The following is a 15,185-nucleotide window of genomic DNA, read 5'->3' as shown; positions in this document are numbered from 1 at the left end:
GCACGGCTCTTGCGCTCCGGCAGCGGCTTCCCGTCCGGACCAAGTAGCTGTACGTTCGATTCCATGCGTTATCGCCGTGTGAAGGTAATTCGGTTCGCTCTGCGGGGCGACGAGACGATGCCGAGCTGCGCCTGCATCAACTGAATTGCCGCAGCCAATTCCGCGAGATTAGCGCGCGTGTACGTGACCGAGCGCGTACCGTCGCCCTGCGTGTACGAGTAAGACTCGCCCTGCGCGCCCGTCGACAACTGGATGTAGATCTGCTGCGCGTTGGCGAGTGACTGCCGCAGCGCTGTCTGATCCATGCCGGCGAGCAGGCTGCGGCTCGGGTCGAAGCATCGCAAAGTGGTTCTCCTATGCTTCAGCCGGCGAGCCGCCGGATCCGAGAGCGTTTCTCAGGCTGCGCCTGTTTGATGATCGGGCCGTCTGGGCGCACTGGCCGCGCCGCGCTCACGACATCCAGCTCGACCTCCTGCCGCGCCTCCGGAGCAGGCGGCAGAAGATCTGTCGAATCCGCCTGCACCGCTTCGACACGCCGGTTCAACTTCAGGCCCATGTGCATGAGGCCGCACAGCGCTGCGTAGCCGTACACCCGAATGTCGAGCGCTTCGTTCGCGCGGCCAGGCGGCAATTCCCACACTCGAAACTTCTGCCCGTTGGCGAACTTCGTCACCGAGCGCTCCGAGATGAGCTGCGCGAAGTAGTTGATGTCGCGGTCCGTCGGGAAGTGCATGTACCCAGCCGGGTACGTCAGCACGCCGTCGTTATCTTCGGGATCGCGTCGCAGCCGCTCGCGAATCACGTCCTTCGCCGCATTCACGCCGATGATGACCGGCCGGAAAGTCGATTTCGTTCGCGACGAAGGCCGCTTCGTCGGCCAGACAGGTGACCGCGCGCCGCCGCGCGCCGACTCGCCCTTGATCGCCCAGATGCGGCGCCCGAGTCGCGCCTTCGCGAACTCGTACACCTTCTGTGTGTGGTGACCGCCGGAGTCGATACAGGCGGCGGATACTGCGAAACCGCGGCCGTCTGCGCGCCGCCAGACCCTCTTCAGGTACTCGTCGACGCGTTTCCAAAGCTCCGCGCTCTCGGGGTCGCCCTCGATGACCGCGTGATCTATCGACCAGCTTTCCTCGTTGTGCCCCCAGCCGATCGTTTCGAGCTCGACGCGATCGTCTTGGACGTCGCCGCCGACTGTGATCAGACCGACGCCGTCGGGCACTTCCGCATCCCAGACTTCCGTGCGAGCCGCCAGCCGCGTCTCGCTCAGCGCGCGATCGCCGCGATCCTCGTAAGGCTCGCCGAGCACGAGGTTGATGAACGTCTGCCGCGCCAGCGGGTCGTCCTTCACGCGGAGCCATTCGGCAACGAGGTTCGACCAGCACGCGTTCGGAAAGAGGCTGTATCCGGCCCAGATATGGAAACCGGCATGCCCCTTGAATGGCTTCGTCGCGCGCCATTCACCGTTCGTCACCATGTCAGCCTTGTCGGCCTCGTGGATGATGCAGCCGTTGTGCCGGCAGACGTAGTAGACGCTTTCCGGAATGCCGTTGCCGTGCTCGTCCTTGTCCCACTTCATGCCGTACGGCGTTTCGGGACTGCCCCACTCGAGCACCTGGCGCTCACCGCAGTGCGGGCAGGCCACGAAGAAGTAGCGCTGATCGCTTTCGTTGAAGCTCTTCTCGATCCGGCTGTAGCCCTTCACCGTCGGCGTCGAGCCGAGGACGATTTTGCGATTCCAGAATGTCTCAGACCGCTTCGTGCCGAGCGCGATCTGATCGCCTTCGTTGCCAGCACCGTCGACCGGATAGGCGTCGACCTCGTCAAACATGACGACGCGTGACGTGATCCGCCGGAAGCCTGCCGGACTGTTCGCGCCGACGAGCGTCAGGCTCGAACCGTTGCGAAACGTCTTCGCGAGGATCGTCTGATCGCTGTTTTTCGCCTTCTGATCGCCCGCGATCGCCGCGAGCACCGGCGTGTCGCGCAGCATTGGCGCGATTTCCGTCTTCGAATAGCTCTCCGCATCCTCGACACGAGGCTGCACGACGAGAATCGGAGAAGGATCCTGGTGGATGAAGAAGCCGACAGCGTGATCCATCAGCTTCGTGTAGCCGACGCGAGCCGACTTCATGACGCTGATCTTCTCGACGCTGGGGTCGGTTACTGCATCCAGCATGCCCCTCTGATAACCGAACGCCCGAAAGCGGCCGGTCTGCGCACTCGTCTCACGCGAAAGCACGGCATAGCGCTCGGCCCATTCGCTCAACGTCAGCTTCGGCGGTGGCGTCAGGTTCTGGCGAAGCGCCGCCGCGAGGCCCGCGCGCAACGCTGCATAGCCGCGCGCGTATCGCCGTGTGCTATTTAGGGTTGCCTGCTCCATCGCGAGTGAGTTCTTCGAGTGCTTCTGTGATGACCTCCTGCAACATGTCCTGCAACTCGGCAGGCGTCTTGCATCGATGGAGACGCGGAGCCTGTTCCGCGGGAATTGACAGCAGGCGGGTTCGGACCTTGGCGTATTCGGTGCCGACCGCCTTCGCCACTTCGGCCACGTCGATCACCAGACCGGAATCCCGGTCGTATTCGAGCTGCGCCTTCAACCCGAGATAGTTCTCTTTGAAGCAGCGCGCCGCGTCGAAGTCAAGCAGCTCGACGTTGCCCGCGAGAATCCGATCCGCGACGTCAGCCGCATCCTCGCGCGCGCCGAGTGTTACCTCGCTCGCCGCCTGGGTAACAGTTTTGCGTTTGTTACCCTGAGCCTCTTGGGTAACAGCGTGGGTAACAGTCGGGACACCGTCGCGACGGTACTTTTTCAGCAGCGCGTTCGACGCTTCGACGTCGACCTCATCGCCCGCAAACACAAGCCAGCCGCGCTCCTTCCACTTCGTGACCGTCTTTCGACTGACACCGTGGAGAACCGCGAACTCGCTCTGTTTCATCGCTCGAATCTGTTACCTGTTACCCAAATTTGAAAAGTTTGTGGCTAGAGAAAGATCGCGCGCGCGCAGTGCCCCCGATGTCGGAAGGGCGCAGAGGGACCCCCTCCGTTTATAGCGGGCACGGCATCGACATGCCTCGGAACAGAAGAGAGTCCCCGCACGCCGGGCCGTGAACAGTTCCCCGCACTCGCTGCAGCGCTCGAAGCGAACGGTCGACGACGGCATCCCGCCGGCCCGCTCTCGGATGCAGTCATCGCATGACAAGGGCGTCGCCGCATGCGCCATTGCGATCAAACGCGTGAACACGAGACCGCAATGCTGACACTTCGCATTTCGCTCCATCGTCAGATGGTTTGCTGCATTCTGGCGCCGGGTCGCGGGCCTCAGATTGATGCGGCGGTTATCGAGCGTGTCATGGTTGAGGTGGTCCACATCCAGCGGATCGGTATGGCTCATTCCCAACACCACACGATGCATGCGAATCGTCACGTACCTTCCGTCACGCTTCGTGTTCCGTACGGCGTACACTCCAGACCCGCTCCCGTTCGGCTTCGCCTTCCATCGCCATTGAGACAGGACTTCGACCATATCGTCGTCGACATTCGCGAACTCGTGCCGCCCGACGGCGTACTTGCCGGTCAGTCTGATCAGTGCCATGTGGCAGCCTCAATATTCTCCGTTCCTGAGCATCACGATGCCGGGCACAGCCGAATTGATCGCGTCGTCTTCACTGATGTGTGCATCACCGGGCAACCCGACAGCTTTCAATGCCACGTTGAGCAGATGCTCGGCAGCAGACGCGCATTCAGCAACGACCACCGCGGCGACTCCTACCGGATAGAAGCCGGTGAAGTTAGTGCACTTGTAGATCGTCATCGTCGATCACCGTGCCGTCGCGAGCGCCTTTGCAAACGCCGCAGCAAACTCGGCGCGATATGTGGATGCGACCACCTCACGGCCGCGCTTGCCAAAGTCGAGATGCTGCTTGACCGGCTGCGCATCGCCGAATCGGATCAGCAGTCTCAGATGACTCGTCTTGTTCGCGCCACGCAGCGCGACGCCGCGCTTGCCGCTGCGCTTGATAGCCTTGACGTCTGTCGGACGCTGCCACACGCCACCGATCGATTCGCCGCTCGCTGTCTTGATCGAGCCAACAAAGATGTCTGGCCGCCCTTCCAGACGCTTCAGCGCAGTGCGACTGAAGTTGCCATACTGGTTCAGCAGCGCCATGTCCTTCGGATTCAGCCACGTCTTGCCCGAACCGATCAGCTTGTGCGTGCCGCCGAACTCGTACGGCGCGAGATACGCGGCGGCGATGTCCTTCACGAACACCAGCGCCTCTTGCGTGTTCTTGCGCGCGGCTTTCACGCCGATCGAATTGACCGTGAATGGCGTCGGCCGATCGAACACTTGAGGAAGGGCCGCTTTCTCGGCGGCCTGAACGCGTTTCGCGACCGCCGTCAGCGCCTGTGCGGACGCGAACGGCAGTTGCTTGCGTTCGAAATTGTTGAGCCTCCGCGTCAGCGCGTCGAGATCCGACTGAACGCTGATGCGGATTGGGCTCTGCATTACTCGCCGTCCTTGATGGTCGGGTGATTCTTGAGATCTGCCAGACGTTGGATCAGGCGCTGGTACTCGTGCACAGCGGCGTTGCCGACCATGCGCACCAACGCTTCGATCTCGCCGATGATGGTCAGCGGATGCTCATCCGAGCCAGAGCCAGTCTGGGAAGCAGAAAGCGCCGCATCGGACTCCCCCGCTTCAGCACCGCCAGCCTCCGCATCAGCGGCGCCACCAACGTCCAAAGGGACGGCGTCCGACGAGACGCTTGCCGGCGCTTGCACATCAAGGTTCGGTGCGGCCGGCGTCGGATTGAGGTCGGCAGCGCCCGCGCCGCCCGGGTCGGCCTGCGCGTCAGAAATCACCGCGGGCGAAACGTCGACTGATTGCGAGTCGGAGGTCGCGGCCGTATCTGCCGCTTTTCCCTGGTCAGCGGCCGCCGTGGATTCGACGCTGGATGCTGCGGGCGAGGTCGAGGATGTATCGACGGGCTTTCCCACTTCAGCGCTCGACGTATCGACTGTATTCGAGTCCAGCTGCTCGGACGAGGTCGAAGATGCGCTGTCCTGCGGCGCATCGGCAGAGGTCGACGCCTCCGACGAGGAAGCGACTGGGGCGATGTCCGACGCCGTTGCACCAGTCGCACTTGCGTTTCCCACGTCAGCGTCCGTATCCGAGCCGGTCGCAGACACAGCCGGGTCCTGAGCAACCTGGGCATCGCCATCCGTCTGGGCTGGCGATGAGGTTTGCTCCCCCACGTTGGCGCTCGGGTCGACGCCCGCTCCGTTTGCGATCAGATCCGGAATCTCGTCGCGCGTGATCTCGCGGATAGGTGCAGCGGCCACTTCATCGTTGTCGAAGATGACGTTCGTGTCGGGATTGAACTTGAGCATTGCAGGCTCCTAAAAAGAAGCGCCCCGGCGCGCGGCCGGGGCGTCTGAAAGGGCTTGGATGCCCCTGAGGAGATTCGGGACGCGTCAGTGCGTCGGCAAGTAGCTGCGCAGCTCGATGAACTGCTGTTCGATGTGCGCGCGAGCTTCGGAAGAAAGGAAACGGAAGTTGCCGATGAAAGATTCGAGCTTATCGACAATGGCAATCGCTTCGCCGCCGCGGCTCAAAGTCGGCTCGGCGCTATTGGTTTGGGCAGACATGAGAAAATGCGACTCCTCACAAACAGGTAAAAGGCAATGGCTTCTAACCCGCGACAGACCGACTCCGCTCAAGCGCAATTCGAAGAACTCTTGAAGCGGTCCGACTTCTTTCATAGCGCGATGACGAGTCAGCGGAATGCCATCGCCGATCTTATGACCGTCTTCATGAAGTTGCTCGTGGAATCCGCCGTTGTCGATCCAGCCGTCCTGATCGCAAAGCTTAAGCTTCTAGAAGCGGACACTGGACACCCGAGTGACGACTCGACTCGCCGCTACCTGATTGCGCAGATCCGCGAGAACATTCAAACGACCTAAAGCAAAAAGCCCGCAGTCTTTCGACGAGCGGGCTTCGGACGCACCTTTCCGGGGGTGATTATCTGACAAATTTTTCGCGGTTACAACAGTTTTGTGAATTGCGCCTAGAAACCGTTTACGAGAGACTTCCGCCACCCCAATTACGGGATTTTCTAGAGGAGGGTCTTATGACCCAATTTTTGAATTCCCCGTCCGATCGCATCGGCTGTCACCGATGATCGCTTGACCCAATGGGGGTAAAGGTTGTTCCGGGAAAGACGTCAAACTGTCAGCATGGACCGCTACCTTGACAGGGCGGAGATCACTGACCGGCCAGGAAGCTTGACAGCAAAATCTGGTGCGAAAGCATAAGGCGAGGGGCGGTGGGTTAGGCCATTTGCAACGCAAGGACCGACCAGGATTGTCGATAATCCGAAACGTGCTTTGTCGAGAGGGCTGCCTTATTTTCCCAACTGAAGTAAGTGGCCTGTCTGCTTCTGCAGACGGGCCACCCCATCTCTTTCGTCGGCACCGTCTTATGCTGGCACCTCGGTCCGAAGTAGATGCCGCGCGACAAGCATCGGAAAAAGCCTTTCCTTCGCCGCTTGATACGTCGCGTGTTGGTCGCCCGCGCGGCCGCTGCTCCATACCTGATAGCCGCCTTCCTTGTTGCGCATGCTGGTGCTGATCGCCGCGCGCTGCTCCGGCGGCAACGCATCGACGCACAGCTGCACCTGCTCGGACTGCTGGTCGTCCGCCCACTGATACGCGTCCTCGGCGTCCTCTTCGGCATTCGCCGGCGTCTCATAGCCGCGGCAGGTGCGATCCTCCGGGCGATAGAAATGCGCAAGCGTCTCGCGGTGCGACTGGCGGATCTGCCAGCGATACCACTCCAGCAGCATTTCTTCGATCTGTTCGCTCTGTTCGCGCGTCATGAAAACTCCCTCGTTGTATTTTCTGCAGCGACGCATCTCATAGACGCTCAGTGCTGCCTTCTGGAATGCCTTGTTGCAGATGAACTTTGTCGTTCCGCCCCAGCGCGAGCGGATCAACTCAGCGCATCCGAGGCACGTGCCCGACTGACGCTCCTCAAGCACGATCGCTGGATCGCGGAAGTCGCCGCGTCTCACATTGCCACCATGAAGCTGATGCCCCAGTTCATGAGCCATGCAACGAAGCTGTCTCGCAGCGCTGCGTTGCGCGGGAACGGGAACTCGACTTCGAGCGAATCGCCATCGCTCTCGATCTGGCCGGCGAACGGGCAACCGTCGAAGGCGATGATCTTGGCACCCGTCACTCCGTCGATGTGCTGCCTGCTCGTATCGATCAAGCTCTGCGGGACGTCTGCGTATTGAATGTAGGCATGCGCGCTCACTGATGCACCTCCGTGCGCGAATACGCGGCGACAGCGAGAACCGACAGAGCGATCCACACGAACACGAAAACGATGCCGGCGACGTCAACGTTCGGCGTTGCGAGAGAGGCGGCGGAGATCATCCCGTCACCTTCTGCGGCTGGATCGGAGCAGTCCAGATCTTGCGCTTGATGCCGAGCGCCACCCAGAGTGCATCGAAGTTGTCCGGAATTGTCGTGTTCATGGTCAATCTCCCACTTCCATCTCGTCTAATCCGCTCTCGAGGAACGGGGCCAAAGTCTTTTTGTTGTCGTCGATGAATGCTCTGGTGCGATACACACCCGCCCTCACCCACGCGTTGTCGAGGACCGGAATTCCGCTCCGGCGATCCTCGGGAATCCATGCATCAACCCAAACAAACGGCCGGGTCGTGTTCTGCACCGTCGGGCGCGCCAGCCTGTACACCCGCGTCTCCAACGCCGCCGTGAGTTGAAACGGCTCCACGGCATAGCGCTTCCCGTTGCGGCCGCGCGGCGTGCGCCATCGCGTATCCGTTGGTATTCGAATCAAGCACCGCACCCTCTTCCTCCTTCAAACCCATCTTTGCCGCGCGCACGGGCACCCAGCGTTCGTACCCGCGATCCCACGTCGAGAACTTCTCCTCGCGCGCTGCCTTGCCTTGGTCGATCCATGCATGGCACGCCCAGCAGCCGGGCACCGTGAACTCGTGCTTCGCCTTGATGCCCTTGCCCTTGCCGTGGCGCAACTGGTTCGAGTGACATGGCACGACAGACTCGCGACCGACGCACACACCGAAGACGCGAAGGAAGCAAGGCTCGCCGCGGCACGCCGCCAGATACTTCGAGCCCTCGGCGACAGTCGGCTTCTTCACGCGCGCCTTCAGCTTCGAACGACGCAGCGCTGTCGCGCGATCGGCGAGCGGCCATGCCGAGCGCTTCATCGGCGTCTTGCTGACGAGAGGCTTGCTGCGCTTCACTGCGCCTCCGCAATCTGTTCGCTCGCACCGCTTTCGATCTCATCGAGGATCTCGACAATGGCTTCCTGTGCGATCACAGGGATTTCGCCTGCCAGTCCGACGATGTGACGCGCCTGCATGACCCGCAGGCCCAGCCCGCGCGCGAGCGTGTGTTCCACCGTCGCGCCGCTCGATTGCTCCCAGCCAGGCAGCAGTGCGATGCCGTCGCAGTCGACCAGTTGCTTGATGTCTGCGCGCATGCAGGCGAGCCATCCGGCCGTCGGATCAACGTTGATCTCAGCCGGATTAACGATCTCGAAGCCCAGCGCGCGGAGACGCCCTGCCTCGGCATGAAAAGCGGGGAAATTCAGTTCGGGATAGCCCGTCATCGGACCGGCGATATAAATCTTCATGCAGCGACCCTCCCGACGCGGCACATGGCCTGAATCCCCGCCACGAGAGCGGCGACGGCGACCGAGAGAACGCGATCCTCTTCTTCGGCTTTCGCGATGATTTCGCTCGACGGCGGGAAGCTCTTGCCAGTCCACCGGTAAATGGATGGGACGCGACCGTGGCAAATAGCCTCCGATTTGCGGGTCTGCTCGATGTAGCCTTGGCGGACGAGAGAGGCGAATACGTGCTTCGTCGCGTCGCGCGATTTCTGAAGCTCATCGGCGATCACGGCGATCGTCGCGTGCCGACGACGTCGCAGCGCTTCGAGCAAAAGACGCTGATTCAGCGGCATCACCTTGTGCGTCTTCTTCATCGGCTCGCGCACGCTCAGGTCCTGCCGCGCATAGTTCTCGTTACATCGCATCACTTCACCTCCACGATCGTCAGCCCGCGCGCCGCCATCAGATGGCGCTTGATGCGGTATCCCTCGGTTACGCGGCCTTTCACGTCTTCAATGACCGTCTCGCCGCCCTTCTCGTACACAAAATCCGCCACGTACCGCAGCGCCGGCCGCTTACGGCCACCTATCACCACCGGCTCAGCCAGGACGAACGGCACCTGCAGTTCCAACTCGCTGATCTCGCCGCGAACTTGCATCTGCACCAGCTCGTGCCAGCGCTTCATCTCGCGCTTGCTGTCGAACTTGATGCCGCCGCTCTCGCACTTCTCGTTGCGGTACTTCGCCGGCTTCTTCTTGGCGGCCGGAACCTTCGGCGCCGTCGCGAACGGGTCGTATCCGGAAGCGATGTCATCGAACTCGCTCGCCGGCTGCTGACCGGTGCGGCGCATCAGCTCGCGCCGTGCGAAGTCCGGCCCGACCGTGCGGTCCTCGCGCACGCGCGCCGTGCCGACATGCGTCGTTCTTTCCGGGTAATGGAGGGCTGCGGTGCGCTTCACTGTTCCTCCTGCTTTGCAATTGCGGCCCGCACGCGCACGGCGATCGCCGGCACCGGCTCTTCGTCGTCAAATGCGATGCCCATTTCCTTCGCCTTGGTCTTGATGCCGCTCGCGGACTTGTCCCAGTCGCCCGCATGCACGCGCGTTCCGTCCGGATTGCGCTTGATCGCCATGCGGCCGCGCACGTCGCCGTAGCCTTTTGGGCTGATGAGGTAGTCGAAACCTGCGTGCGGCGGCAGTTCGACCTTGTCGCGCACGGCCGGGAAGTAGCGCTTCCACGCCTCCGGATCCGCGGCGAGCTTTCCAAGGAACGCGCGGATTGCGCCGGCGCGCGCCTCGACGAATGCAGCCTCGTCCACGGTGCCGACTCGCTCCCCAAGCGCCTCGTTGAAGGCTCGGATCACGGCAAGTTCGGCGTCGCTGTACGCGCTCTGGATCTCGTCCATCCATCCGCCAGCGTTCAGCCATGAAGCGGCGTACGGGATGAACTTCGGGTTTGCCCACTGCTCCGAAGTCATGGCCTGCGTCAGACCGGCCATCAGGGCCGTCATCAGCTGCTCGTCCGGGTTCAGCTTGGCGAAGGCTTTCTCTGCCTTGGCCTTCGATTTCTTACGCGGGTATGCCGCCCAGAAAATTTCAAAGCGTTCGCGAAGCGAGCGCGAAAGGTGTTCTTTTGGAGATGTCTTTTGGGTATGTGTTTTGGGTTTGTCTTTTGTGGTTCCGGATTCCAGAACCTTCGAGTTCTGACTTTCAGAACCTTCCGTTACGGATTCCATAACCCAAAGGTTCTGACTTTCAGAACCCCAAGACGACAAAACGACTCGAACCTCAGACGACCACTTCGAATAAACCTTGTTCAGGGACAGCACGCGGGCATGTCGTCCCTCGTCCGCCAGCAGCACACGCATCTCGATAAGCTGCGAGACGGCGAGCGATGCCTGCGGCTTCTTCATGCCCGTGCGCGCCATGATCTGGCTGAGCGCGAGCTGATCGGATTGCTTGTTGAAACCGTACGTCATGCGCCAGACGGTCAGGATGACCTTGTACTGGTTCTGGCTGAACGGCGCGAGCGTGATGGCTTCGAGCAGTTCGTTTGCGATGCGCGTGTAGCCTTGCTCGAGCTGCGGCGAGCGGTACTCCGGCATGTGGATGACGTCTGCGAGTGCCATGTCACGCAGCCTCGGCGCTGTATTTGCGCTGCAGGAACACCTGACCGCGGCCCGTCACGAGCGTCTTGAAGGTCGGGTGCGGCTCCTTGGCCTCATCGATCCACACGCTTTCGATGACGCGGAAATAGCCGCGATCCTTGTAGATCTGGTAGGGCAGGTTGTCCGCCATCAGGATGTGGTCTGCGCGGAGACGCGCGAAGAAGCGATTCCGTCCGATGCCGAGGACCGCCGACATATGGGCAATCGAGATCGCGTCGTTCGTGTCGCGGATCGCATGCGCGAATTCGACGGCCGGCGCTTGTTCCGCAACCTTCTGCTCGAGCGCGATGACGCGCTCCGTGTACTGAAGCAGCGCGCCGCGCAGGAATGCCGGGTCGTCGAGGATGACGGCCGGTTGCGCAGCGCGCGATTCGAGCTCTTGCCAACGATCCACGAGGCGCGCGGTGAACTCCGGCGAGAGCTGCGCGACGATCACATAGCTATCGCGCTTGCCGACTCGGTACTCTGCCGCGCGCCGACCGAGACTGTCGAGGTATTCCCCCAACGGGGGAAGAGCGATCACGCCGCGTGCCGCAAGCCGCTCGATCGACTGCTTGACCTTGTCGTGGCGCGACTCGACCAACTCGGCAATTTCGCGGCTCGACATAGTCGGAGCGCCGGCCATTGTCAGCTCGTTCATGGATGACTCACAGGTCGTTGTCGTGGCCACACGGCAAGCTGCCGTCAGCCAATTGGCGAGCACCGCAGCCGATGCAGATCTTCGGCGCGGCATTCAGCGGTATCGATTGATCGGTCGTCATCGGCCCGATGAAGAAGCGGCCGGTATGAAGCAGATCCGCGCCGCCGAGCGATGGCTGAAGATCGCGCGCGCTCACGCCTTCACCTTCGAAGCCTTGGCCGCCCGGGAGCAGTCAGCGTTGAAGGTCGCGAATTCCCGCGAAAGGCCGACGCGAACAGCAGCGAGTTCGCCGGGAAAGCGCTCGCCGCGCGCCGCAACCGCACACATGGCGTCGCGGATCTGCTTCTGCTGCGCAGCCGGCAGTTCCGGCGGCAGCTCCGGCGCAAAGAGAACCGGATTCGAGTTGTTTTGCATGGGATCTCCCGCCGGCATGCCGGTCAGTAGTACTAAATCGGAACAGAAGAAGCCTGGCGACCAAGCTGCTTGTGTATCGACTCATCCATGCAGGTGTCGGCCTCGTAGCCGACGAACTCCGTCAGTTGTCTGACGTTTTATTCCCCGCGCCGCCCAATGTGGGCCACTTCAAACGCGGCTACTTCCGGGTGCAGCGGTCCGTATGCAGAGCGCAGGACGTGATACCCGAGGTATTTCTGAGTTGAAACGCCCAGACTCGCCGCCAAAGCAGCCAACTCCCCAGCTTCAGGAATCGGAAGTTCAACGAGAAGGCCGGTTTTTCCTTCATTCATGCGCTTACTGCGCTCCCAACTTGGGGCGACGCGACACTGACGCCCAACAGATTCGCCGGCAAAGTACCAACCGTGCCAAACAGAAAAAGCTTGGCGATGCGGGCAAGTGCAGCGGAATCGCTGTCAATGCCGTAGAGAGCCTTGAATGCTTGCATTCCCTCGTAGACGGGGTCTTCGAGGCGGGTCTTTACTTCGTTGCGAAATTCAGCGCGACGAGACATTGCTTCCTCCATAAAAGAAAAACGGTTGATGAACACAAAAGACAACGAACGCGCGAGAGACCTACTTTGCGAGTCGCTGACGGGGCCTACCAAGAAAGATGTCGGGGAATTCGAGCTTGACGGCAGCCGGGATCCCTCTCTCCTTCCAGTTGTGGACGCGTTGAACTCCACCGCGCTGGTCGAAACCAAGCCGACGGGCAAGCTTGGAAGCCCCACCGAGTTCCTCGATGAGCAGTCGGTCAGCAGTGATGTCGTTTTTCCGGTCCATGCGTTATTAAACACCACGTTTAATACAAAAGCAAACACTATGTTGAACAACGAAGTGTTTAATTTTGAGAACATCCGGGGTATGCATGAAACCACCGCCCGCCTCTACGAGGCAGCCCGGCTGTTGCGCGGGCTCACCACGCCTACCGAAATCGCACGCCTTCTGAATGTCGCGCCCCAGAACGTAAACAACTGGGAGCGTCGCGGCATGTCGAAAGCGGCGATGCTCGACGCCCAAGAAAAACTTGGGTGCAGCGCTGTTTGGCTCATGACCGGCGAAGGCACGATGCTCGGCTCCGCACCGGTTCCTCCGTCGAATGATTCGTCGAAAAGAGACCGATCACGCCCCGAGATCGGAAAATCTGATCGAAGCGAGTCTGATATTGTTATTTCTTCAGACGACTTGGCGTCAGCGAGGTCGCCACGTAGACTGAGAGCAGCGCTTTTCGATAAGGGCTTAACTACCGCTGAAATTGCATCTGTTGCGGGGGTTAGCGAATCCGTCGCCGGCCAATGGCTGGACGGGGAAGGCCCAGACATCACACTGGCGCAGGGTGCCGCGCTGCAAACAGCCTACGGCGTGAACGTTGTTTGGCTTACGAAAGGGAAAGGCGAGCCGGGCGTCGCTGTTCGATATGTCGACGAGTATGAGCCTATCCCCATTACGAACTGGAGAGCTGTCCCCGTGGTAGGTCATGCGCAACTTGGGGATAACGGGTACTGGGCCGACCTCGAATATCCCGTCGGAGCCGGTGACGGCTACGTCGACTTCCCTTCCAGGGATCCGAACGCATACGCCTTGAAGTGCGTCGGCGACTCAATGCGTCCCAGAATCAAAGACGGCGAATTCGTCGTTATCGAGCCCAACCAAGCTATCGAGGCCGGTGACGAGGTGCTCGTCAAGTCGAAGGCTGGGCAGGTCATGGTGAAAGAGTTTCTCTATCGTCGCGCCGGTCGGGTTCACTTGCGCTCGGCGAACGATGCTCATAAACCCATCAGCTTCTCGAGCGATGAGATCGAGAAGATGCACTTTGTTCGAGCAATCTGCCGCCCGTCAAGCTGGCGCCCCGATTGAAGGACCGCCACATGGCTTATAACAACACTAAAAACCTGCTGATGTGCACCTGGCTCGCCGCAGCATTGTCCGGCTGCCAACAGAGTACGGACGACATCGCGAAGAATGTGTCCTCGCAGTTGGAGACTCGACTCTCTCGCGAGACACCGGCGGGAGCTCCAGCGCCGCGGATCGTGGCAATCAAGGTTGTGCAGGACTCTGGGACGAAGTACCAGGGCGTAGTAACCGTCCTCGCATACGGCTCATCGGCAGAGATTCCACTGGACATCGTGGCCGACCGCAAAAACGTTATTTATAGAGTCCAAGATTCCGAGTGGCAGCGAGCTATTGCCTCCTTGAACCGCGCGCGATTTGCTAACGTCGAAGGGCAATACAGCAACATCGCAAGCGACGATGCTGCAGTATGGGATTCGTTTCCAGCTGAGCTAAAGCAACAGAAAACGGAGTTCTCCCAGCGCCTGCAAACCGTCACACCGGTCAAGCGCGCCGGCTCCGTTCTGTTCGGCTCGGGTTGCAAATCTCACGAGTGCGGTTCGAACGTTGCGGCTTGGGCAGTCGACACAAACACCGCGCGCGGCTATGCAATAACTATGGTTGAAGGGTCGACCTTCCACATCTATGGCGGCAATCCTGAAAACCTGCCAAGACCCCTCCTTGACTGGGCCGTCGAGAGCGGAATGAACACGGGCAACCTTGTCGTCATGAGGTAGAGCGCGACCACTACGGATACAGCCTTCGCAGCCGCCTCAACTCGTCGTCTCCTACATTCCAGATCAGCAGCCCGCCCCAACCCGGCGGGCTGTTTCCTTTTCTCAAACGGATAAGAAATCGTTAAACAAAATGTTTGACACGAGTTTAAACATGATGTTTAATGCATCCATGCGCTGAACGAAGCGCTCCGGGGATAAACCGGGAGCCCTGATCTCAGGGCACTGGGAAGTGATCAGTGTCTTGTACTCAGGGCTTCCTGTCCGGCAAGTGGACAGGAGAAAGCACATGGGCTGGCTGGCAAGCGATCTACTCGAGCTGAAGCGTCTTGCACAAGGCGGCGCCGGCGCGCTTATCGAACATCTCCTGCGTGAATACGCACTCAACATCATCGCACCCGGCGTCGCTGACGTTCGGGCCGGCGGATAAGGACAGGAAGATGGAACGCGTTCTCAACGACAACGCCATGCTCCGCGACATTACGCGGCTGCAGGACGTCGAGAAGATCTACAAAGCGATCGGCGTTGCCGGTCTCTACGGTATCGCGATCGGCGCAGTGTGGTTCCTGTGCGTCGCCTTCCGCGCCGGGGTGCTGGCGTGAAGCTCTGGCAGATCTGGGGAATCACATTTCTGGTCGCGGCTGCTTATCTCGCCATCTGTGCGGAGATCGACTACCGCGCCGCTCGAATCGAACGC

Annotated in this window: 22 protein-coding genes and 1 pseudogene; 4 read left to right on the top strand and 19 right to left on the bottom strand. The window is 60.8% G+C overall.

The window, feature by feature from the left end:
• Positions 1 to 68: 68 nt before the first annotated feature.
• The 19 genes and pseudogenes from QCE49_RS27990 to QCE49_RS27900 all read right to left on the bottom strand — a co-directional run bounded on the left by QCE49_RS27990 (position 69) and on the right by QCE49_RS27900 (position 12,475).
• Complete coding sequence (locus tag QCE49_RS27990; RefSeq protein WP_241484916.1) at positions 69 to 344, bottom strand: gpW family protein; 276 nt, start codon at positions 342 to 344, stop codon at positions 69 to 71.
• A 17-nt stretch (positions 345 to 361) separates the two neighbouring features.
• On the bottom strand, positions 362 to 2,383 hold the full coding sequence (locus QCE49_RS27985; RefSeq protein ID WP_250497223.1) for a terminase gpA endonuclease subunit: 2,022 nt from the start codon (positions 2,381 to 2,383) through the stop codon (positions 362 to 364).
• A complete protein-coding gene (locus tag QCE49_RS27980; protein ID WP_250459776.1) occupies positions 2,361 to 2,939 on the bottom strand; it encodes a hypothetical protein in 579 nt (192 codons plus the stop codon). The genes QCE49_RS27985 and QCE49_RS27980 overlap by 23 nt, the downstream gene beginning before the upstream one ends.
• 12 nt (positions 2,940 to 2,951) lie before the next feature.
• Positions 2,952 to 3,596, bottom strand: coding sequence for an HNH endonuclease (locus QCE49_RS27975; protein WP_250459778.1), 645 nt, complete (start codon positions 3,594 to 3,596; stop codon positions 2,952 to 2,954).
• A 9-nt stretch (positions 3,597 to 3,605) separates the two neighbouring features.
• Complete coding sequence (locus tag QCE49_RS27970; protein ID WP_250459779.1) at positions 3,606 to 3,815, bottom strand: hypothetical protein; 210 nt, start codon at positions 3,813 to 3,815, stop codon at positions 3,606 to 3,608.
• 6 nt (positions 3,816 to 3,821) lie between these two features.
• A complete protein-coding gene (locus QCE49_RS27965) occupies positions 3,822 to 4,508 on the bottom strand; it encodes a hypothetical protein (RefSeq protein WP_250459781.1) in 687 nt (228 codons plus the stop codon).
• On the bottom strand, positions 4,508 to 5,392 hold the full coding sequence (locus QCE49_RS27960) for a hypothetical protein (protein ID WP_250459783.1): 885 nt from the start codon (positions 5,390 to 5,392) through the stop codon (positions 4,508 to 4,510). The genes QCE49_RS27965 and QCE49_RS27960 overlap by 1 nt, the downstream gene beginning before the upstream one ends.
• Positions 5,393 to 5,476: 84 nt before the next feature.
• Positions 5,477 to 5,764 (bottom strand): hypothetical protein, encoded by a 288-nt coding sequence (locus QCE49_RS27955; protein WP_250459784.1) that lies wholly within the window; start codon positions 5,762 to 5,764, stop codon positions 5,477 to 5,479.
• Positions 5,765 to 6,480: 716 nt separating this feature from the next.
• Complete coding sequence (locus QCE49_RS27950) at positions 6,481 to 7,113, bottom strand: hypothetical protein (protein ID WP_250459786.1); 633 nt, start codon at positions 7,111 to 7,113, stop codon at positions 6,481 to 6,483.
• Positions 7,071 to 7,319, bottom strand: a complete 249-nt coding sequence (locus QCE49_RS27945; protein ID WP_250459788.1) for a phage portal protein — start codon at positions 7,317 to 7,319, stop codon at positions 7,071 to 7,073. Before QCE49_RS27945 ends, QCE49_RS27950 begins: the two co-directional genes overlap by 43 nt.
• A gap of 574 nt (positions 7,320 to 7,893) precedes the next feature.
• A pseudogene (locus QCE49_RS27940) lies at positions 7,894 to 8,295 on the bottom strand (hypothetical protein); the annotation flags it as partial.
• Positions 8,292 to 8,687 (bottom strand): DUF4406 domain-containing protein, encoded by a 396-nt coding sequence (locus QCE49_RS27935; protein ID WP_250459790.1) that lies wholly within the window; start codon positions 8,685 to 8,687, stop codon positions 8,292 to 8,294. The gene QCE49_RS27935 and the pseudogene QCE49_RS27940, both read right to left, overlap by 4 nt.
• Positions 8,684 to 9,052: a hypothetical protein gene (locus tag QCE49_RS27930; protein WP_309806670.1), complete on the bottom strand. Its 369-nt coding sequence runs from the start codon at positions 9,050 to 9,052 to the stop codon at positions 8,684 to 8,686. Before QCE49_RS27930 ends, QCE49_RS27935 begins: the two co-directional genes overlap by 4 nt.
• A 38-nt stretch (positions 9,053 to 9,090) precedes the next feature.
• On the bottom strand, positions 9,091 to 9,624 hold the full coding sequence (locus QCE49_RS27925) for a DUF1064 domain-containing protein (RefSeq protein ID WP_250459794.1): 534 nt from the start codon (positions 9,622 to 9,624) through the stop codon (positions 9,091 to 9,093).
• Positions 9,621 to 10,793 (bottom strand): replication protein, encoded by a 1,173-nt coding sequence (locus tag QCE49_RS27920; protein ID WP_250459796.1) that lies wholly within the window; start codon positions 10,791 to 10,793, stop codon positions 9,621 to 9,623. The genes QCE49_RS27925 and QCE49_RS27920 overlap by 4 nt, the downstream gene beginning before the upstream one ends.
• 1 nt (position 10,794) lies before the next feature.
• Positions 10,795 to 11,502: a phage antirepressor KilAC domain-containing protein gene (locus QCE49_RS27915; RefSeq protein WP_309806667.1), complete on the bottom strand. Its 708-nt coding sequence runs from the start codon at positions 11,500 to 11,502 to the stop codon at positions 10,795 to 10,797.
• Positions 11,480 to 11,668 carry a hypothetical protein gene (locus QCE49_RS27910; RefSeq protein WP_250459800.1) on the bottom strand — a complete coding sequence of 63 codons (189 nt, stop codon included), beginning with the start codon at positions 11,666 to 11,668 and terminating at the stop codon, positions 11,480 to 11,482. Before QCE49_RS27910 ends, QCE49_RS27915 begins: the two co-directional genes overlap by 23 nt.
• Complete coding sequence (locus QCE49_RS27905) at positions 11,665 to 11,886, bottom strand: hypothetical protein (protein ID WP_250459802.1); 222 nt, start codon at positions 11,884 to 11,886, stop codon at positions 11,665 to 11,667. Before QCE49_RS27905 ends, QCE49_RS27910 begins: the two co-directional genes overlap by 4 nt.
• Before the next feature lie 328 nt (positions 11,887 to 12,214).
• Positions 12,215 to 12,475 carry a hypothetical protein gene (locus tag QCE49_RS27900; RefSeq protein ID WP_250459873.1) on the bottom strand — a complete coding sequence of 87 codons (261 nt, stop codon included), beginning with the start codon at positions 12,473 to 12,475 and terminating at the stop codon, positions 12,215 to 12,217.
• Here QCE49_RS27900 and QCE49_RS27895 point away from each other — a divergent pair.
• From QCE49_RS27895 to QCE49_RS27880, 4 genes are all read left to right on the top strand, one after another.
• Positions 12,468 to 13,781: an XRE family transcriptional regulator gene (locus QCE49_RS27895; RefSeq protein WP_250459804.1), complete on the top strand. Its 1,314-nt coding sequence runs from the start codon at positions 12,468 to 12,470 to the stop codon at positions 13,779 to 13,781. The genes QCE49_RS27900 and QCE49_RS27895 overlap by 8 nt on opposite strands.
• Positions 13,782 to 13,792: 11 nt before the next feature.
• Positions 13,793 to 14,491: a hypothetical protein gene (locus tag QCE49_RS27890; RefSeq protein WP_250459806.1), complete on the top strand. Its 699-nt coding sequence runs from the start codon at positions 13,793 to 13,795 to the stop codon at positions 14,489 to 14,491.
• A 286-nt stretch (positions 14,492 to 14,777) separates the two neighbouring features.
• A complete protein-coding gene (locus QCE49_RS27885; protein ID WP_250459808.1) occupies positions 14,778 to 14,918 on the top strand; it encodes a hypothetical protein in 141 nt (46 codons plus the stop codon).
• Between the two features lie 10 nt (positions 14,919 to 14,928).
• Positions 14,929 to 15,090, top strand: a complete 162-nt coding sequence (locus tag QCE49_RS27880) for a hypothetical protein (RefSeq protein ID WP_250459810.1) — start codon at positions 14,929 to 14,931, stop codon at positions 15,088 to 15,090.
• The last annotated feature ends 95 nt before the right edge of the window (positions 15,091 to 15,185 follow it).

This window comes from Caballeronia sp. LZ008, assembly GCF_031451435.1.
Lineage (GTDB): Bacteria > Pseudomonadota > Gammaproteobacteria > Burkholderiales > Burkholderiaceae > Caballeronia > Caballeronia zhejiangensis.
The sequence above is the reverse complement of the archived record's forward strand: the minus strand, read 5'-3'. Positions and strand labels throughout refer to the sequence as shown.

Bases quoted from the DNA above. Each gene is read 5' to 3' on its own strand.
- QCE49_RS27985 (WP_250497223.1), bottom strand. From the start codon at position 2,383: ATGGAGCAGGCAACCCTAAATAGCACACGGCGATACGCGCGCGGCTAT.
- QCE49_RS27955 (WP_250459784.1), bottom strand. From the start codon at position 5,764: ATGAAAGAAGTCGGACCGCTTCAAGAGTTCTTCGAATTGCGCTTGAGC.
- QCE49_RS27890 (WP_250459806.1), top strand. From the start codon at position 13,793: ATGGCTTATAACAACACTAAAAACCTGCTGATGTGCACCTGGCTCGCC.
- QCE49_RS27885 (WP_250459808.1), top strand. From the start codon at position 14,778: ATGGGCTGGCTGGCAAGCGATCTACTCGAGCTGAAGCGTCTTGCACAA.
- QCE49_RS27905 (WP_250459802.1), bottom strand. From the start codon at position 11,886: ATGCAAAACAACTCGAATCCGGTTCTCTTTGCGCCGGAGCTGCCGCCG.
- QCE49_RS27960 (WP_250459783.1), bottom strand. From the start codon at position 5,392: ATGCTCAAGTTCAATCCCGACACGAACGTCATCTTCGACAACGATGAA.
- QCE49_RS27975 (WP_250459778.1), bottom strand. From the start codon at position 3,596: ATGGCACTGATCAGACTGACCGGCAAGTACGCCGTCGGGCGGCACGAG.
- QCE49_RS27970 (WP_250459779.1), bottom strand. From the start codon at position 3,815: ATGACGATCTACAAGTGCACTAACTTCACCGGCTTCTATCCGGTAGGA.
- QCE49_RS27880 (WP_250459810.1), top strand. From the start codon at position 14,929: ATGGAACGCGTTCTCAACGACAACGCCATGCTCCGCGACATTACGCGG.
- QCE49_RS27980 (WP_250459776.1), bottom strand. From the start codon at position 2,939: ATGAAACAGAGCGAGTTCGCGGTTCTCCACGGTGTCAGTCGAAAGACG.
- QCE49_RS27895 (WP_250459804.1), top strand. From the start codon at position 12,468: ATGAACACAAAAGACAACGAACGCGCGAGAGACCTACTTTGCGAGTCG.
- QCE49_RS27965 (WP_250459781.1), bottom strand. From the start codon at position 4,508: ATGCAGAGCCCAATCCGCATCAGCGTTCAGTCGGATCTCGACGCGCTG.
- QCE49_RS27950 (WP_250459786.1), bottom strand. From the start codon at position 7,113: ATGGCTCATGAACTGGGGCATCAGCTTCATGGTGGCAATGTGAGACGC.
- QCE49_RS27920 (WP_250459796.1), bottom strand. From the start codon at position 10,793: ATGGCACTCGCAGACGTCATCCACATGCCGGAGTACCGCTCGCCGCAG.
- QCE49_RS27935 (WP_250459790.1), bottom strand. From the start codon at position 8,687: ATGAAGATTTATATCGCCGGTCCGATGACGGGCTATCCCGAACTGAAT.